The sequence below is a fragment of the Streptomyces manipurensis genome, assembly GCF_049570255.1.
GTDB classification, from domain to species: Bacteria; Actinomycetota; Actinomycetes; order Streptomycetales; family Streptomycetaceae; genus Streptomyces; species Streptomyces manipurensis.
In genome coordinates this window covers 1307677-1330159 of the sequence record NZ_CP186950.1, presented here as the reverse complement: position 1 = coordinate 1330159, position 22483 = coordinate 1307677, and the positions used below count along the sequence as shown (strand labels likewise).

Here is a 22483-nt window from a genome sequence, read left to right as displayed (position 1 = left end):
CCGGATACCCCCGGCAAGCCCCATTGATCGCGGAACGAATAATTCCAGCCATCCGTCAAGATGCGCGAACTGACGCCCCACCAGGTGTCATGTGCCACATAACGGGCGGCACTTGACCGGAAGTATCGGACAACTGGTGATCTCTGCCGGGAGGGCAGGCCGAAAACGTCCGGACACCCCTTCGAACCTGCTCGACAGCAGTAGTAGGCTCACGCCGTTTAAATGACGGAACACCGACCCCCGGTAACGGGGTTGACCTGGGGGAGGCTGGGGAGGCCATGCGCTTTCGCGGGAAATCCATCCGCCGGAAGATCGTGGCGTTGCTCATGGTGCCGCTCGTCTCCCTCACCGCCCTCTGGGGATTCGCCACGGTCATCACCGGCCGCGAGGCGATCCAGCTCCTCGACGTCGCCTACATCATCGACAAGGTCGGCTACCCCATCGAGGACGTCGCCCGCGTCATCCAGAAGGAGCGGCGCCAGACCCTCGTCGTCATCGGCGACCCCCGCGCCGCGAACGCCACCGCCGAACTCGCCAAGCGCCGCGCCGAAACCGACCTCGTCGTCGAGGAGATAGCCGTCAGCGCCCGCGACCCCAAGGTCATCGAGGAGCTGAGCCCGGAGAGCGCGCAGCGCCTGCGCTCCATCGTCACCGCCTTCCAGGGTATCGGCTCCCTGCGCCGCTCCGTCGACCAGAACGCCCTCAACCCCACGCAGTCGATGGAGTTGTACAACCGCCTGGTCGACCCCTGCTACGACTTCCTGCTGAACCTCCACGGCCTGGACAACGTCGAGGTCGACAAGGAGGGCCGCGCCCTCGTCGGCATCAGCCGCGCGCGCGAACTGCTCGCCCGCGAGGACGCCGTCGTCGCCTCCGCCCTCGCCGCGCGCAACATCACCGCCGGCGACGTCCGCATCGTCTCCGACCTCGCCGCCAAGCGCGCGCTGCTCTACGAGTTCAACCTCGTCACCCTCCCCGCCGAGGACCGGGAGCAGTTCGAGCAGTACTGGAAGAACCCGCAGACCCAGCCCCTGCGCGACGCCGAGGAACGCTTCATCGCCGGCGGCGCGGTCAACAAGCCGCGCAACCTCACCGCCGCCCAGTGGGACGAGGCCGCCGGCAAGGTCCTCGACGAGCTCGGCGAGATGAACACCCAGGCCGGCGACCGCTACCAGAAGCGCATCGAGCCCGTCGCCAGGGACGTCATGATCCAGGCGGCCGCCGCCGGCATCCTCGGCTTCCTCGCCCTGGCCTTCTCCCTGGCCCTCTCCGTACGCATCGGCCGCGACCTGGTCCGCGACCTGTCCCGGCTGCGCAAGGAGGCCCACGAGGCCTCCGGTGTCCGACTGCCCGGCGTGATGCGCCGCCTCGCCGCCGGCGAGCAGGTCGACATCGAGACCGAGGCGCCCCACCTCGAATACGAGAAGGACGAGGTCGGCCAGGTCGGCCAGGCCCTCAACACCCTCCAGCGCGCCGCCGTCGAGGCCGCGGTCAAGCAGGCCGACCTGCGCCGCGGGGTCTCCGAGGTGTTCGTCAACCTGGCCCGCCGCAACCAGGTCCTGTTGCACCGCCAGCTCACCCTCCTCGACACCATGGAACGGCGCACCGAGGACACCGAGGAACTCGCCGACCTCTTCCGCCTCGACCACATGACCACCCGCATGCGCCGCCACGCCGAGGGCCTGGTGATCCTCTCCGGCGCCGCCCCCTCCCGCCAGTGGCGCAAGCCCGTCCAGCTCATGGACGTGGTACGCGCCGCCGTCGCCGAGGTGGAGGACTACGAGCGCATCGAGGTGCGCCGGCTCACCCGCCTGGGCATCGTCGGCCCGGCCGTCGCCGACATCACCCACCTCGTCGCCGAACTCCTGGAGAACGCCACGGTGTTCTCCCCGCCGCACACCGCGGTCCAGGTCCTCGGCGAACGCGTGGCGAACGGCTTCACCCTGGAGATCCACGACCGCGGCCTCGGCATGACCCCGGAGGCGCTGCTCGACGCCAACCTCCGCATCGCCGAGACCCCCGAGTTCGAACTCTCCGACACCGACCGCCTCGGCCTGTTCGTCGTCAGCCGCCTCGCCCAGCGCCACGGCGTCAAGGTCGTCCTCCAGCCCAGCCCGTACGGGGGCACCACCGCCGTGGTCTTCCTCCCCGCGGCCCTGCTCACCGACGCCCCCGACACCAGCGGTTCCGGCCTGCGGCTGGACGGCCCCCGGTCCGCGCAGCCCGTCCAGGTCGGCCGGACCACCGCGGAGCGGCCCGCCCCTTCCATGGCGCGCACCGGTGCCGGCCGTCCGCTGCCCGCCGGTGAACTGCGCGGCCCCGTCGAGCTGGAGGCCCCGCTCGCCGGCCGTGGCATCGACGCGCTGGACGGCCTCGACGAGAGCGCCCTCCTGCACGGCGACCCCGCGGGGGCCGCGAGCCGTACCGGCGGAGCCCGCCCGGCCATGGCCACCCTCGACGACGAGACCCCGCCCAACGGCACCCCGCGCAGCGCCCTGCTGGGCCTGCGTCCCGCGGACCGCGCGCACGGCGGCGACCGGCGGGCCGAACGCAACGGTTCCCGGGACGCCGACCGCGGCCGCGAGCCGCTCGCGCCCACCGGGCCGGTCCGCCTCGACACCCGGCACGCGGAGTCCCCGCGCCCCGACGGCCCCCGCTCCGCGGGAGCCGTGCCCCTGCCGCGCCGCCGTCCCGCACCGACCCTGGTGGCCGACCACGGCCGCCGGGTGGACACCCGCCCGGTGTCCGTGGTGCGCCGCTCCGGTACCGCCACCGCGTCCGGCTCCGAGGAGACCGAACCGGCGCCCGGCCCGGACACGGGCGGACTTCCCCGGCGCGTCCGCCAGGCCAGCCTGGCTCCCCAGCTCAAGAAGGCCCCGTCGCCCGCACCCGCCGACGCCCCCGCCGACCAGGGGGCCGACCGCGACGCGGAGGACGTACGCACGCGCATGTCCGCACTCCAGCGTGGCTGGACGGCGGGCCGCAACCAGCACGCACGGCAGCAGTCGGCGACCGAGGCGGGCACCAGCCCCGACGGCGGTCCCGCGAACGAGAACGAAGGGGACGGTCGATGACCGCACCGCAGACCGGCAACGACAACAGGGGCCGCGGCTCCGGCCCGCTCAACTGGCTCCTCGACGAGCTCGTCGACCGGGTCGGATCCATCCGCAAGGCGGTGGTCCTCTCCGGCGACGGCCTGCCCACCGGCAGCTCCAAGGACCTGACCCGTGAGGACAGCGAGCACCTCGCCGCCGTGTCCTCCGGCTTCCACAGCCTCGCCAAGGGCGTCGGCCGCCACTTCGACTCCGGGCGGGTCCGCCAGACCGTCGTCGAGCTCGACGAGGCCTTCCTCTTCGTCATGGCCGCGGGCGACGGCAGCTGCCTGGCCGTGCTCGCCGACGCCGACTCCGACGTCGGTCAGGTCGCGTACGAGATGACGCTCATGGTCAAGCGCGTGGGGGACCACCTGGCGACCGCCCCACGCAGCGGGCTGCCAGCCGGAGGGTGAGTCGGACGGTATGAGCGAACCAGGCCAGGACCACCCCGCCGGCCCTCCGGCCGGCACGGCTTCCGACCCGTCCGCACCCGATCCCGACCAGGCGCACTGGTTCGACGACGAAGCGGGCCCCGTGGTCCGCCCGTACGCCATGACGCGCGGGCGCACCAGCCACGCGGGCCAGCACCGTCTGGACCTGATCGCCCTCGTCGTCGCTGAACCGGCGGCCGACGACCCGGTCTGGGACATGACCCTCTCCCCGGAACACGCCCACATCCTCGGGCTGTGCCGGGAGCGGCCCCAGTCGGTGGCCGAACTCGCGGCCGACCTCGACCTCGCGATCGGGGTCGTCCGCGTCCTCATCGGCGATCTGACCGACGAGGAACTGGTCCACGTGACCAGGCCGGTACCCCCGGCAGAACTGCCCGATGAATCCATTCTGCGTGAGGTGATCGATGGCCTTCGGGCGCTTTAGCCGCACCGGTGCCATGCACGCGGTGTCGCCGGTCGAACCGCTGACCCTGAAGATCCTGGTGGCGGGCGGCTTCGGGGTGGGCAAGACCACCCTCGTCAGCGCGGTCAGCGAGATCAGACCCCTGCGGACCGAGGAACGGCTCTCCGAGCCCGGTGCCGGCATCGACGACACCGGGGGAGTGGAGGGCAAGAGCACCACGACCGTGGCCATGGACTTCGGCCGCATCACCCTCCGCGAGGACCTGGTGCTGTACCTGTTCGGCACGCCCGGCCAGGACCGGTTCTGGTTCCTGTGGGACGAGCTGGCGCAGGGCTCGCTCGGCGCGGTCGTCCTGGCCGACACCCGCCGGCTCGCCGACTGCTTCGCCGCGATCGACTACTTCGAGCGGCGCGGCATCCCGTTCGTGGTCGCGGTGAACTGCTTCGACGGCGCGGACCGCCACCCTGTGGTGACCGTCCGCACGGCGCTCGACCTCGACCCGGGCGTCCCCGTCCTGCTGTGCGACGCCCGCGACCGCGAATCCGTCAAGGACGTGCTGGTGGGGGTCGTGGAACACGCGATGTCCCTGGCGCGCGAACGCCGCCGGAGCCTGTCCGCCGGAGCCTGACCCCGGCACGGGGGCGGCCCGTACCCCCGCCGACTGGGGTACGGGCCGCAGCTCTCACGGGGGGATCCTGTCTGCCGGTCGCGGCTCGGGACCGTGGAGCGAGTGTGAACCCGCGCTCCGGGGCCGTCAAGCGTTCCGGCAGGGGGCTCTGCACGGCCTCCCAACCGCCGCCCCTTTGGCCGCTCCTCGGCCGCCCCTCCGGCGGCTGTCGGGCTGCCTCTCCGCCGCTCTCTCGGCCGACCTCTCCGCCGCCTCCTCGGCTGCCCGTCCGGCCGCGCCGCCGCCGGCTCCCGGCGCCCTCCCGGCACGCTCTCAGCGCACCACGACGACCGCCGACCCGTGCCCGAACAGCCCCTGGTTCGCCGTGATCCCGGCCCGCGCCCCGGGTACCTGCCGCTCCCCGGCCGTACCGCGCAGCTGCCACGTCAGCTCGCAGACCTGGGCGATGGCCTGCGCCGGGACGGCCTCCCCGAACGAGCCCAGCCCGCCCCCGGCGTTCACCGGGATCCGGCCCCCGAGAGCCGTCGCACCCTCCCGCAGCAGCTTGGCGCCCTCGCCCTCGCCGCACAGGCCGATGTCCTCGTACCACTCCAACTCCAGCGCCGTGGACAGGTCGTAGACCTCGGCGAGCGAGAGGTCCGCCGGGCCGAGCCCCGCCTCCTCGTACGCGGCGCGCGCGATCGCGGAACGGAACGACCCGGCCTCGGGAGCCCCCGCCGTCGTCGAGTCGGTCGCGATGTCCGGCAGGTCCGGCACCGTGCGCGGATAGGTGGGCGTCACCGTCGAGACGGCCCGGATCCGCACCGGCCGCGCCACCCCGCGCGCCCGCGCGAAGTCCATGCTGCTCAGCACCAGGGCCGCACCCCCGTCGGAGGTGGCACAGATGTCCAGCAGCCGCAGCGGATCGGCCACCACCGCCGACGCGGCGACCTCCTCGGCCGTGACCGCCTTGCGGTAGCGGGCGTACGGGTTGAACCGGCCGGCCGCCGCGTTCTTCACCTTGACCTGCGCGAAGTCCTCCAGAGTGTCCCCGTACAGGGCCATCCGGCGGCGGGCGTAGAGCGCGAAGTACGCCGGGTTGGTGGCACCGAGCACCCGGAAGCGCAGCCAGTCCGGATCGTCCGGCCGGTCCCCGCCGGCCGGCGCGAAGAACCCCTTCGGCGCGGCGTCCGCCCCGACCACGAGCACCACGTCCGCCAGCCCGGCCAGGATCTGCGCCCGGGCCGCCCCGATCGCCTGGGCCCCGGACGCGCAGGCCGCGTACACGCTGGTCACCCGGGCGCCCTGCCAGCCCAGGGCCCGCGCGAAGGTGGCACCGGCCACGTACCCCGGGTACCCGGAGCGCACCGTGTCGGCGCCGACGACCGATCCGACGTCCGCCCAGTCGAGGCCGGCGTCGGCCAGCGCCTCCCGCGCGGCGGTCCGCCCGTACTCCACGAAGCTCCGCCCCCACTTGCCCCAGGGGTGCATTCCGGCCCCGAGCACGGCGACGTCGGCGGTCACCGGGCGCCTCCCGCCACCGGCCGGAAACGCCAGGTGGTCCAGGTGGTGCCGGTGGCGGGGTCCTCGTTCAGCACGCCGCCGACGACCTCGACCTCCATGCCCACCGCCAGATCGCCGACCCCGACCCCGGGGACCGTCTGGCCCAGCACGACCATCCCCTCGGCCTCCAGTTCGACCGCGACCAGGGTGTACGGCTCCCAGGGCGCGTCGGGGTCGGACACGTAGGGCGCGGGCGGCCGGTAGCGGCCGTCGGTGTACGACCAGATCCGGCCGCGCGGCGACAGCGGCACCTCGGCGAGGTCCCCGCCGCCGGGGCAGCGCGGGTTGCGGCAGAACGCGTCCTCCCGCGGGAAGAACACCGCGGCGCAGGCGGAGCACCGGGTGCCGAGCAGCCGGAACCCGCCGCCGTCCGGCGCGGACTCGGTGAACCACCCGCTCACCACGGGTGTGCGTGTGTGTGCCAAGACCCCTCCCTCGAACGTGGCCGCCGTCGGCTTCCGTCGGCCGACCGCAACTGACGACTCGTCAGAACTGAGGAGTCTGCCACGCCCGGCCGACCGGGTCACCCGTTCTCGGCGAGCCACTTCCGCGCGATCTCGTCCAGCTCCGCGTCCCGCCCGGCCAGCATCATTCCGATCATGCGCGCGTCCCCGCGCAGCGACCAGGCGGGATGCCCGAAGGTCGCCGGGTTGTTCCCCTCGATCAGGAAATGGGCCGGCCACGCCGTCCCGTACCCGATCAGCGGGAGGGCGGCGAGCAGCCGCCTGCGGCCCCGCGCCACCCCGTAGGCGGCCACCGCCAGTCCGGTGAGGGTGCCGGTGAGATGGATCCAGCGGGTGGCGGCGCGCGAGTGCATCGCGACGTAGTACGGCCAGAATTCCTCGTACGAGCAGAACGTCATGCCGGGCACGGTACCCACGCCCACCCGCCGCGGACAGGGCCCGGCAGACAGAACCCCGGCAGCCGGCCCGCATACAGGACCCCGGGAGCGGGCCGCGGGCGCTTCCGGCACCCCGGCACTCCCAACCGCCGCACCCCACACACGCCTTGGCATAGCATCGCGCCATGCCGGCACACCTGAGGGACTCGCACTGCTCCACCTGCGGAGCGCCGTACGACACGACGAACTGGCCCCGCACCTGCCCGTCGTGCTCCACCACCGCCTACCGCAACCCCCTGCCGGTGGCCGTCACGCTCCTCCCCGTCGAGGACGCCGAGGGCACCGGGCTCGTGGTCATCACCCGCACCATCGAACCGGCCCTCGGCGGCATCGCCCTGCCCGGCGGCTTCATCGACTTCGGCGAGGACTGGCGCGACGCCGTCGTCCGCGAACTGCGCGAGGAGACCGGCATCACCGCTCCCGCGTCGGACGTCACCCTCGCCGACGCCCTGAGCTCACCCGCGGGCCACCTCCTCCTCTTCGGCCTCCTCCCGCCCCGCCCCGCGGACACCCTCCCCGCCTCGAAGCCGACCGACGAAACCACGGGCTGGCACCTCCTGCGGTCCCCGTCCCCCCTCGCCTTCCCGCTCCACACCCAGGCGGCGGCCTCCTGGTTCGCGGGCCGCTACGCCTGACGCCACACCCCCGCCCGGACCCGAAGGCGCACCCCCGGGCGCGGGCACCACGCCCGACGTCGCCCCGGAGGGCGCGGGCACACCTCGGACGCCCGCGCTGAGGCCCCAGGCGCCACGTCCGATGCCGCCGCTGAGGCCCGGGTGCAACGTCCGGTGCCGCCCCTAAGAGCCGGGGCTCCGCACCCGACGCCGCCCCTGAGGGCCGGGGCACCACGTCCGGTGCCGTCCCCGAGGGCCGGGCGTCACGTCCGGTGCCGCCCCCGAGGGCCCGGCGCCCCGGTTGACGCCGGCCCCGAGGGCCCGGGCACCACGTCTGATGCCGCCCCTGGTGGCGCGGGCACGGCATCCGATGTCGCCCTTGTGAGCCGGGGCGCCTCACCCGACGCCGGCCCCGAGGGCCCGGGCACCACGTCCCACGAAGCCCCTGAGAGCTCGGGCTCCGCACCCGATGCCGCCCCGGAGGGCGCGGGCATCACGTCTGACGCTGCCTCCGAGGGCCCGGGCACCGCATCCGACGCCGCCTTTCAGAGCCCGCGCACCACCACCCCTTCCACCGCCTTACCCGACTCGTCCTCCACCACCACCGCGTTTCCGGCCCACCGCACGGTGTACCGCTCGATTACGCCCGCCCCGAACCCCGGCCCCGGGTCGCGGATCACCACACCGCCCCCCGTGCGCCCCCGCGCCGGCGCCCACATCTCCAGGCTCACCCCGTCCCCGTCCCCGTCCCCGTCCCCGGAGCCGGACCGCACCGGCAGCAGCGCCCCCGCCCGCGCCAGCACCGGGGTCCGACCGAGCGGGGCGTCCAGCAGGATCTGGCCCGGCCCCTCGTACGCCTCCCCGGTCGCCGTGTCGTACCACCGGCCCCGCGGCAGACGTACCGCCCGCCGGTCCGCCCCGCACTCCAGCACCGGCGCCACCAGCAGCGCGTCGCCCAGCAGGAACGCGTCCTCGCAGTCCCGCAGCCGCCGGTCCTCCGGCGCACCCCACCACACCGGCCGCACGTACGGCGCGCCCGTACGCGCCGCCAGATGCGCCAGCGTCACGAAGTACGGCCGCAGCCGCTCCCGTTCGGCCAGCACGGCCCGTGCCTGCTCCTCCGCCGCGGCCCCGAACTCCCACGGCTCCCGCCGCCCCGCCCAGATCGCCGAGTGCGTGCGGAACAACGGCAGGAAGGCGCCCAGTTCCAGCCACCGCACGTACAACTCCGGCGACGGCGAACCGCCGAAGCCCCCCACGTCCGGCCCCGAGTACGGCACCCCGCACAGCCCCAGCCCCATGACCAGCGCCAGCGAGGCCCGCAGCCCCTCCCAGCTGCTGTCCACGTCCCCCGACCAGGTGCCCCCGTAGCGCTGCATGCCCGCCCAGCCCGACCGCGAGAACAGGAACGGCCGCTCCCCGGGCCGGAGCCGCACCAGCCCCTCCCAGCCGGCCCGCGCCATGCCGAGCGCGTACACGTTGTGCGCCTCCCGGTGGTCGCCGCCCGCCCCGTCCAGCACGTGCCGCGCGGACCGGGGGAGCGTGTTGTCCCCGAACGCGGTGAACGAGACCGGCTCGTTCATGTCGTGCCAGAAGCCCGCGAAGCCCCGCGCGAGCCGCTCCTCGTACAACCCGCCCCACCACGTGCGAACCGCCGGATCCGTGAAGTCCGGATACGCGCACTCGCCCGGCCAGACCTCGCCGCGCACCTCCTCGCCCCGCGCGTCCCGTACGAAGGCCCCGTCCGGCCCGACGGCGAGCCCGGCCGCGTGCAGCGCGTCGCCGGCCTTCACGGCCGGATCCACGATCGACACCAGCCGTACGCCGCGCTCGCGCAACTCACCCGCCAGCGCCGGCAGATCGGGGAACCTCTCCTCGTCCACCGTGAACACCCGGTGCCCGTCGTAGTGGTCGATGTCCAGGTGCACCGCGGACAGCGCGAACCCCCGCGACGCGTACCCGGCCACGACCCGCCGCACCTCGTCCGCGCTGCCGAAACCCCACCGCGCGTGCTGGAGGCCCAGCGCCCACTCCGGCGGCACCGCCGCCGCACCCGTCAGCGCCGACCAGCCCTGCAGCACCCGCGCGGGCGTGCCCACCAGCACCCAGCACCGCAGTGGCCCGCCCTCCATCCGCAGCTCGCTCGACCCGGGCCGGTCCTGCCCCGAGCCACCGCCCTCCGCGCCCTCGCGCAGCACCACCCGCCCGTCCCAGGAGTTGTCGTGGAACACCAGGTGGGTGCCCGCGTCCGCGACCACCATCTGCACGGGCATCGTCAGGTAGAGGGGGTCGGCCCCGGGGCCGAAGCCGCCCTTGGGGTCGGTGTTCCACAGCCGGTACGTCCCGTCGCGGAGCCGGGGCCCCGCGGCCCGCCCGCCGAGCCCGAAGAACCGCGCATCGGCGGCCACCTCGCTCCGCACCATCCACCGCCCCCGCGCGCCGCTGCCCGGCCGTTCGCCCGAAACCCCAGGGGCGAGAACCCCGAGCACGGCGTTTCCCTGCCCGAGCGCCCCACGCACCGGCCCGGCGCTGCCACGCCCAGGGTCCACCGCGCTGGACGGCCCGTCTCCCACACGGCCACCCCCGCCCCCACCGAAGCCGGAGCCCTGGTCTCCCGCCCCGTCGGCGTCCACCCCTAGCGCCCTGTGGTCGGCGGCCGCCGCGCCGGGCACCCGAAGTCCCGCACGGGCGTCTCCGGACCCTGGCGCGTTGTGGCCATGCCGGAGGGGCGCCGTGCCCGGCACACCCCGCTCCGCACGGCCGCCCCCGTCCCCACCGGAGCCGGGGCCGCCGAGCCCTCCCGCCCCGGCCCCGCTCACGGCCGAGCCGGTGCCCGGCCCTCCCGCCGTGCCCGGGGCCGTATCCGCCTCCGGGGCCGCAGCACCGGTTCCCCCGCGCCCGGCCGCCGGCTCAGGCCCCGGCACCGGCTCCCACCACCGTGGCGGCGCCTCCCGGCGCAGGACCGTCCCGCCCGGCGTGCGCACCTCCACCGCCCCCGTCCGGGACACCGCCACCGTCACCCGCTCCGACACCACCCGCCAGCCGCCGCCGGTGTCCGGCTCCAGCACCGCCCGCGGATCCGGCTCGGGCCCGTCGCCCACCACCGCGTACGAGGGCGTCGCCCCCGCCCCGTCCCAGGCCCAGAACACCACCCCGCCCACCAGGACCCGCACCTGCAGCTCCGAGCGCGCGAAGCGCAGGACGCCCCCGCCCGGCCTGGGCTCCGTACCGATCAGCGGGCCCGGCACCCGGGCCCGTTCCGGTCCCCTCCGCGGCAGCCCCACCGCGTCCGCCCGCCGACGGCGCCACGCCGAGAGCCACGCGCGCCGCCCGCGCTCCGTACCGATGTCCTTCACCGCACGCACCAGATCACGACCGTCCATGACGATCACCCTGCCACCGCCCCCCGTCCCCCGGGACGACGTTCAACTGCCGTTCACCCGGCGGCGGCCCGCCCACCCCGCACGCCCGCCCCACACACCCACCCCGCACCGCCCGCTCCCCACCGCTCCCGCCCCGCCCAGCGCACCCCCGTCGTCGGCCGGCCCGCCCCGGCCCCCGCACCCCCTGCCACCGGACACGGTCGGCCAGGTCGGACCTGGTGCAGCCGTCGATCACATGGCATCGTCCCTGTCAGCCGCCGCACGCACCCCCGCGCGCCGGCACCGTACGCACACGAAGCGCGAGCCGCAGACTTGACCGGGAGCCGACCCATGACCTCAGCCACGCAGCCGGAACCCCTCTGGGCACCGGGCCCCGACCGGATCGCCGCGGCCCGGATCACCGCCTTCCAGGCCTGGGCCGCCACCCGCTTCGGAGCGCCGGCGGACGGCGGCTACCCCGCCCTGCACCGCTGGTCGGTCGACGAGCTGGACACCTTCTGGCAGGCCGTGGCCGAGTGGTTCGACGTCCGCTTCACCACCCCCTACGAGGCCGTCCTCGCCGACCGGTCCATGCCCGGCGCCCGGTGGTTCACCGGAGCCACCCTCAACTACGCCGAGCACGCGCTGCGCGCCGCCGAGGACCCGGCCCGCGCCGACGACCCCGCCCTGCTGTACGTCGACGAGACGCACGAGGCCGTCCCCGTCACCTGGGCCGAGCTGCGCCGCCAGGTCGGCTCGCTCGCCGCAGAGCTGCGCGCCCTCGGCGTACGCCCGGGGGACCGTGTCAGCGGCTACCTCCCCAACATCCCCCAGGCCGCCGTGGCCCTCCTCGCCACCGCCGCGGTGGGCGGCGTATGGACCTCCTGCGCCCCGGACTTCGGCGCACGCAGCGTCCTCGACCGCTTCCAGCAGGTCGAGCCCGTCGTCCTGTTCACCGTGGACGGGTACCGCTACGGCGGCAAGGAGCACGACCGCCGCGACACCGTCGCCGAGCTCCGCGCGGAGCTCCCCTCCCTGCGCGCCGTTGTCCACATCCCGCTCCTCGGCACGCCCGCGCCCGACGGAGCCCTCGACTGGTCAGCGCTCACCGCCGCTGACACCGAGCCCGTCTTCGAGCCGGTCCCCTTCGACCACCCCCTCTGGGTGCTCTACTCCTCCGGCACGACCGGCCTGCCGAAGGCCATCGTCCAGTCGCAGGGCGGCATCCTCCTCGAACACCTCAAGCAGCTCGGCCTGCACTGCGACCTCGGCCCGGAGGACCGCTTCTTCTGGTACACCTCCACCGGCTGGATGATGTGGAACTTCCTTGTCTCCGGCCTCCTCACCGGCACGACGGTCGTCCTCTACGACGGCAGCCCCGGCTTCCCGGACACCGGCGCCCAGTGGCGCATCGCGGAGCGCACCCGCGCCACCCTGTACGGCACCTCCGCCGCCTACGTCATGGCCTGCCGCAAGGCCGGGGTCCACCCGTCCCGCGACTTCGACCTCTCCGCGGTGAAGTGCGTGGCGACCACCGGCTCCCCGCTCCCGCCCGACGGCTTCCGCTGGCTCCACGACGAGGTCGCCGAGGACCTGTGGATCGCCTCCGTCAGCGGCGGCACCGACGTCTGCAGCTGCTTCGCCGGCGCCGTCCCCACCCTGCCGGTCCACATCGGCGAGCTCCAGGCCGCCTGCCTGGGCACGGACCTCCAGGCCTGGGACCCGTCGGGCAAGCCCGTCGTCGGCGAGGTCGGCGAGCTGGTCGTCACCAATCCCATGCCCTCGATGCCGATCCACTTCTGGAACGACCCCGACGGCAGCCGCTACCGCGACAGCTACTTCGAGATGTTCCCGGGCGTCTGGCGGCACGGGGACTGGATCACGATCACCGACCACGGCTCGGTGATCATCCACGGGCGCTCCGACTCCACGCTCAACCGCCAGGGCGTCCGGATGGGCTCCGCCGACATCTACGAGGCCGTCGAACGCCTCCCGGAGATCAAGGAGTCCCTGGTCATCGGCCTGGAGGAGGCCAACGGCGGCTACTGGATGCCCCTCTTCGTGCACCTCGCCCCCGGTGCCACCCTCGACGACGACCTGCGGGCCCGGATCACGTCGACGATCCGCGCGGAACTGTCCCCGCGCCACGTCCCCGACGAGATCATCGAGGTCCCGGGCATCCCGCACACCCTCACCGGCAAGCGCATCGAGGTCCCGGTCAAGCGGCTCCTCCAGGGGACGCCCCTGGCCAAGGCGGTGAACCCGGGCTCCGTGGACAACCTGGACCTCCTCGGCTTCTACGAGGAGCTGGCCCGCACCCGCGGCTGACCCCCGGGCTCCGGCCCCGTCCCCACCGACAGCCGGTGACTGTCAGTGGCGCTGATTACTCTGAGTGAGCAAGTGATTGCGACATCCAGGGGGAGACATGCCACGCAGGAACACCACCGGCAGCCACCGGACCCGCACCACGGGAACCGGCGGCACCACCCGTACGACGAAGAGCACGCCCGACGACCGGCGCCGCAACCTGCGCCGCGAAGTCCCCGGCACCCTCGGCCTGCTGGCCGACGCCGCGGACTTCGCGGCCATGTGCGACTACCGCAGCTTCACCTTCGACCGCCACTCCGACTACCCGGACTACCTGCGCGACGTGGACGGGCTGCTCCGGTCCCGCGCGGCCCGCGGCATCCACACGACCGTCGCCCTCTTCGACCCCGAGGAGTACGCCGCGTTCTGCGGCGAGCAGGGCCTCGACCCGGACACCGCCGACGCGCGCACCCGCTTCACCGCGGAGCTCGCCGGAAGCGGCGCCGTTCTGCCCTACGCGGGCCAGCCCGTCGACGAGCTGGTCCCGCTCCTGCTCGACGAGGCCGTCCGCCGGGCCACGTGGGAGTACGCCACCGCGGTCCTCGCCGGAGCGGGCCGCTGCGCGGACTGCGGCGAGGACATGGGCCACGCGTCCTTCGACCGCGCGGCCGAGACGGTCCGACGACTCGTCGCCGGCGCCGGACCCGGCCGGCACCACCTCGTCTGCAGCATCCCCACCGAGGCCGAACAGCTCGTCGCCGTGCTCCACGCCGAAACCGCCGGCGACGGCACCGGCGAAAGCTGCGACGACGGGACCGGCGGGACAGGAGGAACCTCGGGCCGGGGCGACGCCACGCCCCGCCTCGACGCCGGCGAGAGCCTGGACTTCGTGACGGTCCTGGCCGCCGGACTCGTCCTCGGTGGCCCCGGCGGGCTGGTGCTGCGGACCACCAGGGAGGGAGTGGGGGACAGGGTCCACGGCTGGCGCCTGGACCGCGGCCGGCTCACCGCCCTCCCGGCCGCCGCGGTCTTCGACGCCTACTGCACGGACGCCGACACCGGGGACCTCGTCTCTCCCGAGCCGGGCGTCGAGTACTGCCCGGGCTACGAGGTGGACGAGCCCGGCCCTCCCGGCCCGCACCACTGACCGACGGACCGAGGGGCCCCCGCCACCGGCGAAGGCCCCTCGATCCACACCGCCTGCCGCCCGGACCGCGCCCGGCCGGCAGCCGCAACACCCCGGTCACTCGCCGGACAGCACCGCCTGCGCGGCCACACGGGCCTCCTCGGCGCTGTCCGCCGCGCGGGCGGCCGCAGCCGCACGCTCACACTGCGCCAGCGTGTGCTTGGCGAGCGTCGCCCGCACGTAGGGGATCGAGGCGGCACCCATCGACAGGGAGGTGACACCGAGACCGGTCAGCACACACGCCAGCAGCGGGTCGGCAGCCGCCTCGCCGCAGACGCCGCAGCTCTTGCCCTCGGCCTTGGCGGCCTCGGCCGCCATGGCGATCAGGTCGAGCAGCGCGGGCTGCCACGGGTCCTGCAGCCGCGAGACGGCGCCGACCTGGCGGTCCGCGGCGAAGGCGTACTGGGCCAGGTCGTTCGTGCCCAACGACAGGAACTCGACCTCCTGGAGGATCGAGCGCGCCCGGAGCGCGGCGGAGGGGATCTCCACCATCGCGCCGAACTTGGCCTTCAGACCGGCCTCGCGGCAGGCGTCCGCGAACGCCTTGGCGTCGGCCCGGTCGGCGACCATCGGGGCCATCACCTCGAGGTGGACCGGCAGCCCCTCGGCCGCCTTCGCCAGCGCGGTGAGCTGCGTGCGCAGCACCTCCGGGTGGTCCAGCAGCGAGCGGAGCCCCCGCACACCGAGCGCCGGGTTCGGCTCGTCGGCCGGCGTCAGGAAGTCCAGCGGCTTGTCGGCGCCGGCGTCCAGGACGCGCACCACGACCCGGCCCTCGGGGAAGGCCTCCAGCACCTTGCGGTAGGACTCGACCTGCTTCTCCTCCGACGGCGCCTTCTTGCTGTCGTCCAGGAACAGGAACTCCGTGCGGAAGAGCCCCACACCCTCGGCCCCCGCCTCGACGGCCGCGGGTACGTCCGCCGGACCGCCGACGTTGGCGAGCAGCGGCACCTTGTGCCCGTCGGAGGTCGCACCCGGACCGGAGGAGGCGGCGAGCGCCGCCCTGCGCTCGGCCGCCGCGGCCTCCAGCTCGGCCCGCTTCTGCGGCGTCGGCTCGACGAACAGGTCACCCGTGCTGCCGTCCACGGCGATCACGGTGCCCTCGGCGATCTCACCGGCACCCGGGAGGGCCACGATCGCCGGCACCCCGAGCGCACGGGCGAGGATCGCGCTGTGGCTCGTCGGCCCCCCCTCCTCGGTCACGAAACCGAGCACCAGCGTCGGGTCGAGCAGCGCCGTGTCGGCGGGAGCGAGGTCCCGCGCGATCAGCACGTACGGCTCGTCGCTGTCGGGCACACCCGGCATCGGCACGCCCAGCAGCCGCGCCACGATGCGGTTGCGCACGTCGTCCAGGTCGGCCACCCGGCCGGCCATGTACTCGCCGGCACCCGCGAGCAGGTCCCGGTAGGCGGCGAACGCGTCGTACACGCCGCGCTCGGCCGTGCTGCCGACGGCGATCCGCCGGTCGACGTCGGCCATCAGCTCCGGGTCCTCGGCGATCATCGCCTGGGCCTCCAGTACGTGCTGGGCCTCGCCGCCGGCGAGCTGGCCGCGCGCGACCAGGTCCGCGGCGACGGCCTTCACGGCCTGACGGGCGCGCCCCTGTTCGCGCGCCGCCTCGTCCGCGGTGATCTGCCTGGCCGGCGGTTCGAGGACCGCCGTGCCCATGTGCCGCACCTCGCCGATCGCCACCCCGTGGCTCACGCCGACGCCTCGCAGCGTTGTCTCCATTACACCCGTCTCCGATAGAGAGCGGCGGCCGTCGCCGCCGCGATGGTTGTCCGACTCGCCCCGTGGGGCGAAAACGTCACTGCCAGCCGAAGAGAGCGTCGTCGGCCTTCACGTCACCGGACTCGACGACGTCGGAAAGCGACTCCGCGGTGGCTTCGAGGGCCACGACGGGGCAGATCGGGGACTTGCCGGCGGCCTCGACCGCGGCGGGGTTCCAGCGGATGACGGCCTGGCCGCGGGTCACGGTGTCGCCCTTGTTCACGAGCAGCTCGAAGCCCTCGCCGTTGAGCTGGACCGTGTCGATCCCGAGGTGCGTGAGCACACCGTGGCCCTCACTGTCGACGACCACGTACGCGTGCGGGTGCAGGGAGACGACCACACCGTCGACGGGGGACACCGCCTCCGAGGGCTCGCGTACGGGATCGATGGCGGTGCCCGGTCCCACCATCGCGCCGGAGAACACCGGATCCGGCACTGCCGCGAGTCCGATGGCGCGCCCGGCGAGTGGGGACGTCACGCTGGTCATGGGGGCCTCCCAGGGGTGGGGCTCTTAGTGTCGCCGTCACAGCCTGTTGCGGACGGCGTACTCTTCAGAAGGATAAGTCACGAGATGTTCGGGTTCGCCCGATGTAAGTCCCGGTCCGAGCTGACCCTTCGGCACGGAGACTAGTGGACTAGACCGGTGGACTAGACCATACGCCTGAATCGATTTGCTTGGGCACCCCCCCGGCCTGTACTGTCGTGACTCCCGCCAGGAAGCCCCGTGTGAACATCTCGCGAACGGCTGATGGACGGGAACCTCTCCTCCTTCAGTTTCGATCTTGATCCCATCCTTTCCCGTCATGCCCTCGGGTATTCGCGGCGAGTGGTCAGGGAGACGGAATTCGACTGATAGAGTCGGGGCCGCCGGAAAGGGGAACGCGAAAGCGGAAACCTGGAAAGCACCGAGGAAGTCGGACACGAAAGAGTCTGATAGAGTCGGAAACGCAAGAACACAGCAGGACAACAGAACGAAAGCCCGGAGGAAAGCCCCAGCCAGTGTTGCTGAGGGTGATTACGAAGGAAGCGTCCGTTCCTTGAGAACTCAACAGCGTGCCAAAAATCAACGCCAGAAGTTGATACCCCGTCCACTTCGGTGGATGAGGTTCCTTTGAAAAAGACCTGTGAGGTCGCCTTCGGGTGATGCTTGCAGGCAACCAAACACAGCGAGGACGCAGTGGTACGTCGGTCATATTCCGACATGACGTGCCCGCTCAACGTGATGTGTGGACCCGATTACGGGTAAACATTCATGGAGAGTTTGATCCTGGCTCAGGACGAACGCTGGCGGCGTGCTTAACACATGCAAGTCGAACGATGAAGCCCTTCGGGGTGGATTAGTGGCGAACGGGTGAGTAACACGTGGGCAATCTGCCCTTCACTCTGGGACAAGCCCTGGAAACGGGGTCTAATACCGGATACCACTCCTGTCCGCATGGGCAGGGGTTGAAAGCTCCGGCGGTGAAGGATGAGCCCGCGGCCTATCAGCTTGTTGGTGGGGTAACGGCCCACCAAGGCGACGACGGGTAGCCGGCCTGAGAGGGCGACCGGCCACACTGGGACTGAGACACGGCCCAGACTCCTACGGGAGGCAGCAGTGGGGAATATTGCACAATGGGCGAAAGCCTGATGCAGCGACGCCGCGTGAGGGATGACGGCCTTCGGGTTGTAAACCTCTTTCAGCAGGGAAGAAGCGAAAGTGACGGTACCTGCAGAAGAAGCGCCGGCTAACTACGTGCCAGCAGCCGCGGTAATACGTAGGGCGCAAGCGTTGTCCGGAATTATTGGGCGTAAAGAGCTCGTAGGCGGCTTGTCACGTCGGATGTGAAAGCCCGAGGCTTAACCTCGGGTCTGCATTCGATACGGGCTAGCTAGAGTGTGGTAGGGGAGATCGGAATTCCTGGTGTAGCGGTGAAATGCGCAGATATCAGGAGGAACACCGGTGGCGAAGGCGGATCTCTGGGCCATTACTGACGCTGAGGAGCGAAAGCGTGGGGAGCGAACAGGATTAGATACCCTGGTAGTCCACGCCGTAAACGTTGGGAACTAGGTGTTGGCGACATTCCACGTCGTCGGTGCCGCAGCTAACGCATTAAGTTCCCCGCCTGGGGAGTACGGCCGCAAGGCTAAAACTCAAAGGAATTGACGGGGGCCCGCACAAGCGGCGGAGCATGTGGCTTAATTCGACGCAACGCGAAGAACCTTACCAAGGCTTGACATATACCGGAAAGCATTAGAGATAGTGCCCCCCTTGTGGTCGGTATACAGGTGGTGCATGGCTGTCGTCAGCTCGTGTCGTGAGATGTTGGGTTAAGTCCCGCAACGAGCGCAACCCTTGTCCTGTGTTGCCAGCATGCCCTTCGGGGTGATGGGGACTCACAGGAGACCGCCGGGGTCAACTCGGAGGAAGGTGGGGACGACGTCAAGTCATCATGCCCCTTATGTCTTGGGCTGCACACGTGCTACAATGGCCGGTACAATGAGCTGCGATACCGTGAGGTGGAGCGAATCTCAAAAAGCCGGTCTCAGTTCGGATTGGGGTCTGCAACTCGACCCCATGAAGTCGGAGTCGCTAGTAATCGCAGATCAGCATTGCTGCGGTGAATACGTTCCCGGGCCTTGTACACACCGCCCGTCACGTCACGAAAGTCGGTAACACCCGAAGCCGGTGGCCCAACCCTTGTGGAGGGAGCTGTCGAAGGTGGGACTGGCGATTGGGACGAAGTCGTAACAAGGTAGCCGTACCGGAAGGTGCGGCTGGATCACCTCCTTTCTAAGGAGCACAGTACCGATTGCAGACAAACGTTCTGCACGGTCAGCTCATGGGTGGAACGTTGATTAGTTGGCACGGTTTCTGACACTTCCTGCAAGTACTGCTTCGGCGTGGAACGCAGCGAAAGTCGACGGAATCGTGCTTGGCACGTTGTTGGGTCCTGAAGGTACGGCCGTATGGCTGTTCTTCAGTGCCGGCCCCAGTGAACTTGGGCTCTTCGGAGCGCAGGGTGATGGGTGGCTGGTCGTTGTTTGAGAACTACACAGTGGACGCGAGCATCTGTGGCCAAGTTTTTAAGGGCGCACGGTGGATGCCTTGGCACCAGGAACCGATGAAGGACGTGAGAGGCCGCGATAGGCCCCGGGGAGCTGCCAACTGAGCTTTGATCCGGGGGTGTCCGAATGGGGAAACCCGGCAGTCGTCATGGGCTGTCACCCACTGCTGAACACATAGGCAGTGTGGAGGGAACGAGGGGAAGTGAAACATCTCAGTACCCTCAGGAAGAGAAAACAACCGTGATTCCGGGAGTAGTGGCGAGCGAAACCGGATGAGGCCAAACCGTATGCGTGTGATACCCGGCAGGGGTTGCGCATGCGGGGTTGTGGGAATGAGCTTCAGTCGTCTGCCGGCGGCTGGGCGAGTCAGAAACCGTTGATGTAGTCGAAGGACATGCGAAAGGTCCGGCGTAGAGGGTAAGACCCCCGTAGACGAAACATCAGCGGCTTGCTTGCTCATCTCCCAAGTAGCACGGGGCCCGAGAAATCCCGTGTGAATCTGGCGGGACCACCCGCTAAGCCTAAATATTCCCTGGTGACCGATAGCGGATAGTACCGTGAGGGAATGGTGAAAAGTACCGCGGGAGCGGAGTGAAATAGTACCTGAAACCGTGTGCCTACAAGCCGTGGGAGCGTCGCTCATTGGGTTTACCCAATGGGTCGTGACTGCGTGCCTTTTGAAGAATGAGCCTGCGAGTTAGCGGTGTGTAGCGAGGTTAACCCGTGTGGGGAAGCCGTAGCGAAAGCGAGTCCGAACAGGGCGATTGAGTTGCACGCTCTAGACCCGAAGCGGAGTGATCTAGCCATGGGCAGGTTGAAGCGGAGGTAAGACTTCGTGGAGGACCGAACCCACCAGGGTTGAAAACCTGGGGGATGACCTGTGGTTAGGGGTGAAAGGCCAATCAAACTCCGTGATAGCTGGTTCTCCCCGAAATGCATTTAGGTGCAGCGTCGTGTGTTTCTTGCCGGAGGTAGAGCACTGGATAGGCGATGGGCCCTACCGGGTTACTGACCTTAGCCAAACTCCGAATGCCGGTAAGTGAGAGCACGGCAGTGAGACTGTGGGGGATAAGCTCCATGGTCGAGAGGGAAACAGCCCAGAGCATCGACTAAGGCCCCTAAGCGTACGCTAAGTGGGAAAGGATGTGGAGTCGCAGAGACAACCAGGAGGTTGGCTTAGAAGCAGCCACCCTTGAAAGAGTGCGTAATAGCTCACTGGTCAAGTGATTCCGCGCCGACAATGTAGCGGGGCTCAAGCGTACCGCCGAAGTCGTGTCATTGCAGCAATACTCCCAACGGAGGCTGTGATGGGTAGGGGAGCGTCGTGTGCCGGGTGAAGCAGCAGCGGAAGCTAGTTGTGGACGGTTCACGAGTGAGAATGCAGGCATGAGTAGCGATACACACGTGAGAAACGTGTGCGCCGATTGACTAAGGGTTCCTGGGTCAAGCTGATCTGCCCAGGGTAAGTCGGGACCTAAGGCGAGGCCGACAGGCGTAGTCGATGGACAACCGGTTGATATTCCGGTACCCGCTTTGAAACGCCCAATATCGAATCAGGCGATGCTAAGTCCGTGAAGCCGTTCCGGACCCTTCGGGGAAAGGAAAGTGGTGGAGCCGACGAACCAGACTTGTAGTAGGTAAGCGATGGGGTGACGCAGGAAGGTAGTCCAGCCCGGGCGGTGGTTGTCCCGGGGTAAGGGTGTAGGCCGAGGGGTAGGCAAATCCGTCCCTCATACAAGGCTGAGACCTGATGCCGAGCCGATTGTGGTGAAGTGGATGATCCTATGCTGTCGAGAAAAGCCTCTAGCGAGTTTCATGGCGGCCCGTACCCTAAACCGACTCAGGTGGTCAGGTAGAGAATACCGAGGCGTTCGGGTGAACTATGGTTAAGGAACTCGGCAAAATGCCCCCGTAACTTCGGGAGAAGGGGGGCCATCGCTGGTGATCGGACTTGCTCCGTGAGCTGGGGGTGGCCGCAGAGACCAGCGAGAAGCGACTGTTTACTAAAAACACAGGTCCGTGCGAAGCCGTAAGGCGATGTATACGGACTGACGCCTGCCCGGTGCTGGAACGTTAAGGGGACCGGTTAGTGACCTTTCGGGGTTGCGAAGCTGAGAACTTAAGCGCCAGTAAACGGCGGTGGTAACTATAACCATCCTAAGGTAGCGAAATTCCTTGTCGGGTAAGTTCCGACCTGCACGAATGGCGTAACGACTTCTCGACTGTCTCAACCATAGGCCCGGTGAAATTGCACTACGAGTAAAGATGCTCGTTTCGCGCAGCAGGACGGAAAGACCCCGGGACCTTTACTACAGTTTGATATTGGTGTTCGGTTCGGCTTGTGTAGGATAGGTGGGAGACTTTGAAGCAGCCACGCCAGTGGTTGTGGAGTCGCCGTTGAAATACCACTCTGGTCGTGCTGGATGTCTAACCTCGGTCCGTGATCCGGATCAGGGACAGTGTCTGATGGGTAGTTTAACTGGGGCGGTTGCCTCCCAAAGGGTAACGGAGGCGCCCAAAGGTTCCCTCAGCCTGGTTGGCAATCAGGTGTTGAGTGTAAGTGCACAAGGGAGCTTGACTGTGAGACCGACGGGTCGAGCAGGGACGAAAGTCGGGACTAGTGATCCGGCGGTGGCTTGTGGAAGCGCCGTCGCTCAACGGATAAAAGGTACCCCGGGGATAACAGGCTGATCTTCCCCAAGAGTCCATATCGACGGGATGGTTTGGCACCTCGATGTCGGCTCGTCGCATCCTGGGGCTGGAGTCGGTCCCAAGGGTTGGGCTGTTCGCCCATTAAAGCGGTACGCGAGCTGGGTTTAGAACGTCGTGAGACAGTTCGGTCCCTATCCGCTGTGCGCGTAGGAATATTGAGAAGGGCTGTCCCTAGTACGAGAGGACCGGGACGGACGAACCTCTGGTGTGCCAGTTGTCCTGCCAAGGGCATGGCTGGTTGGCTACGTTCGGGAGGGATAACCGCTGAAAGCATCTAAGCGGGAAGCCTGCTTCAAGATGAGTATTCCCACCTCCTTGAGAGGGTAAGGCTCCCAGTAGACGACTGGGTTGATAGGCCAGATGTGGAAGCCCGGTAACGGGTGAAGCTGACTGGTACTAATAGGCCGAGGGCTTGTCCTCAGTTGCTCGCGTCCACTGTGTTAGTTCTGAAATAACGAACGGCTGT

13 protein-coding genes and 2 rRNA genes are annotated in these 22483 nt (G+C 70.1%); 9 read left to right on the top strand and 6 right to left on the bottom strand.

What is annotated here, in order from left to right; all coding sequences use genetic code 11:
* The first annotated feature begins 278 nt into the window (after positions 1-278).
* From ACPU2J_RS06130 to ACPU2J_RS06115, 4 genes are read left to right on the top strand one after another with little or no spacing between them, the layout of a single operon-like run.
* A complete protein-coding gene (locus ACPU2J_RS06130) occupies positions 279-3074 on the top strand; it encodes a nitrate- and nitrite sensing domain-containing protein (RefSeq protein ID WP_423832919.1) in 2796 nt (931 codons plus the stop codon).
* Positions 3071-3508 (top strand): roadblock/LC7 domain-containing protein, encoded by a 438-nt coding sequence (locus tag ACPU2J_RS06125; protein ID WP_420081425.1) that lies wholly within the window; start codon positions 3071-3073, stop codon positions 3506-3508. The genes ACPU2J_RS06130 and ACPU2J_RS06125 overlap by 4 nt, the downstream gene beginning before the upstream one ends.
* A 10-nt stretch (positions 3509-3518) precedes the next feature.
* Entirely contained in the window at positions 3519-3971 is a 453-nt protein-coding gene (locus ACPU2J_RS06120; RefSeq protein WP_361593875.1) for a DUF742 domain-containing protein, read from the top strand.
* On the top strand, positions 3952-4578 hold the full coding sequence (locus ACPU2J_RS06115) for a GTP-binding protein (protein WP_361593877.1): 627 nt from the start codon (positions 3952-3954) through the stop codon (positions 4576-4578). Before ACPU2J_RS06120 ends, ACPU2J_RS06115 begins: the two co-directional genes overlap by 20 nt.
* A gap of 312 nt (positions 4579-4890) precedes the next feature.
* Here ACPU2J_RS06115 and ACPU2J_RS06110 read toward each other — a convergent pair whose 3' ends face one another.
* The 3 genes from ACPU2J_RS06110 to ACPU2J_RS06100 form a co-directional block, all read right to left on the bottom strand.
* Positions 4891-6081, bottom strand: coding sequence for a lipid-transfer protein (locus tag ACPU2J_RS06110; protein WP_420081426.1), 1191 nt, complete (start codon positions 6079-6081; stop codon positions 4891-4893).
* On the bottom strand, positions 6078-6545 hold the full coding sequence (locus ACPU2J_RS06105; RefSeq protein ID WP_420081427.1) for a Zn-ribbon domain-containing OB-fold protein: 468 nt from the start codon (positions 6543-6545) through the stop codon (positions 6078-6080). Before ACPU2J_RS06105 ends, ACPU2J_RS06110 begins: the two co-directional genes overlap by 4 nt.
* A 98-nt stretch (positions 6546-6643) precedes the next feature.
* Positions 6644-6982 carry an Mpo1-like protein gene (locus ACPU2J_RS06100; RefSeq protein ID WP_423832918.1) on the bottom strand — a complete coding sequence of 113 codons (339 nt, stop codon included), beginning with the start codon at positions 6980-6982 and terminating at the stop codon, positions 6644-6646.
* A gap of 164 nt (positions 6983-7146) precedes the next feature.
* Between ACPU2J_RS06100 and ACPU2J_RS06095 the strand changes: the two genes are divergently transcribed.
* Positions 7147-7656, top strand: a complete 510-nt coding sequence (locus tag ACPU2J_RS06095; protein WP_365078805.1) for an NUDIX domain-containing protein — start codon at positions 7147-7149, stop codon at positions 7654-7656.
* 524 nt (positions 7657-8180) lie between these two features.
* On the opposite strand, the gene ACPU2J_RS06090 is transcribed toward ACPU2J_RS06095, so the two are convergent.
* A complete protein-coding gene (locus ACPU2J_RS06090; protein WP_423832917.1) occupies positions 8181-11018 on the bottom strand; it encodes a glycoside hydrolase family 31 protein in 2838 nt (945 codons plus the stop codon).
* Between the two features lie 330 nt (positions 11019-11348).
* On the opposite strand from ACPU2J_RS06090, the gene ACPU2J_RS06085 reads away from it, so the two are divergent.
* Both ACPU2J_RS06085 and ACPU2J_RS06080 read left to right on the top strand, forming a co-directional pair.
* The gene (locus ACPU2J_RS06085) at positions 11349-13325 is read left to right on the top strand and encodes an acetoacetate--CoA ligase (RefSeq protein WP_423832916.1); all 1977 of its coding nucleotides are present in this window, start codon (positions 11349-11351) and stop codon (positions 13323-13325) included.
* A 97-nt stretch (positions 13326-13422) separates the two neighbouring features.
* The gene (locus ACPU2J_RS06080; RefSeq protein WP_423832915.1) at positions 13423-14451 is read left to right on the top strand and encodes a hypothetical protein; all 1029 of its coding nucleotides are present in this window, start codon (positions 13423-13425) and stop codon (positions 14449-14451) included.
* A 96-nt stretch (positions 14452-14547) separates the two neighbouring features.
* Here ACPU2J_RS06080 and ptsP read toward each other — a convergent pair whose 3' ends face one another.
* A complete protein-coding gene (gene ptsP / locus ACPU2J_RS06075; protein ID WP_423832914.1) occupies positions 14548-16218 on the bottom strand; it encodes a phosphoenolpyruvate--protein phosphotransferase in 1671 nt (556 codons plus the stop codon).
* A gap of 76 nt (positions 16219-16294) precedes the next feature.
* Complete coding sequence (locus tag ACPU2J_RS06070; protein ID WP_365078814.1) at positions 16295-16744, bottom strand: PTS sugar transporter subunit IIA; 450 nt, start codon at positions 16742-16744, stop codon at positions 16295-16297.
* Between the two features lie 762 nt (positions 16745-17506).
* On the opposite strand from ACPU2J_RS06070, the gene ACPU2J_RS06065 reads away from it, so the two are divergent.
* Positions 17507-19030 (top strand): 16S ribosomal RNA (locus ACPU2J_RS06065).
* A 283-nt stretch (positions 19031-19313) separates the two neighbouring features.
* Positions 19314-22437: ribosomal RNA gene (locus ACPU2J_RS06060) — 23S ribosomal RNA — on the top strand.
* The 16S and 23S rRNA genes sit together here, the layout of an rRNA operon.
* Positions 22438-22483 lie beyond the last annotated feature (46 nt).

What these genes read in the sequence shown, in the direction of transcription:
- ACPU2J_RS06130 (WP_423832919.1), top strand. Translation starts at nt 279, where the DNA reads ATGCGCTTTCGCGGGAAATCCATCCGCCGGAAGATCGTGGCGTTGCTC.
- ACPU2J_RS06125 (WP_420081425.1), top strand. Translation starts at nt 3,071, where the DNA reads ATGACCGCACCGCAGACCGGCAACGACAACAGGGGCCGCGGCTCCGGC.
- ACPU2J_RS06120 (WP_361593875.1), top strand. Translation starts at nt 3,519, where the DNA reads ATGAGCGAACCAGGCCAGGACCACCCCGCCGGCCCTCCGGCCGGCACG.
- ACPU2J_RS06115 (WP_361593877.1), top strand. Translation starts at nt 3,952, where the DNA reads ATGGCCTTCGGGCGCTTTAGCCGCACCGGTGCCATGCACGCGGTGTCG.
- ACPU2J_RS06100 (WP_423832918.1), bottom strand. Translation starts at nt 6,982, where the DNA reads ATGACGTTCTGCTCGTACGAGGAATTCTGGCCGTACTACGTCGCGATG.
- ACPU2J_RS06095 (WP_365078805.1), top strand. Translation starts at nt 7,147, where the DNA reads ATGCCGGCACACCTGAGGGACTCGCACTGCTCCACCTGCGGAGCGCCG.
- ACPU2J_RS06090 (WP_423832917.1), bottom strand. Translation starts at nt 11,018, where the DNA reads ATGGACGGTCGTGATCTGGTGCGTGCGGTGAAGGACATCGGTACGGAG.
- ACPU2J_RS06085 (WP_423832916.1), top strand. Translation starts at nt 11,349, where the DNA reads ATGACCTCAGCCACGCAGCCGGAACCCCTCTGGGCACCGGGCCCCGAC.
- ACPU2J_RS06080 (WP_423832915.1), top strand. Translation starts at nt 13,423, where the DNA reads ATGCCACGCAGGAACACCACCGGCAGCCACCGGACCCGCACCACGGGA.
- ptsP (WP_423832914.1), bottom strand. Translation starts at nt 16,218, where the DNA reads ATGGAGACAACGCTGCGAGGCGTCGGCGTGAGCCACGGGGTGGCGATC.
- ACPU2J_RS06070 (WP_365078814.1), bottom strand. Translation starts at nt 16,744, where the DNA reads ATGACCAGCGTGACGTCCCCACTCGCCGGGCGCGCCATCGGACTCGCG.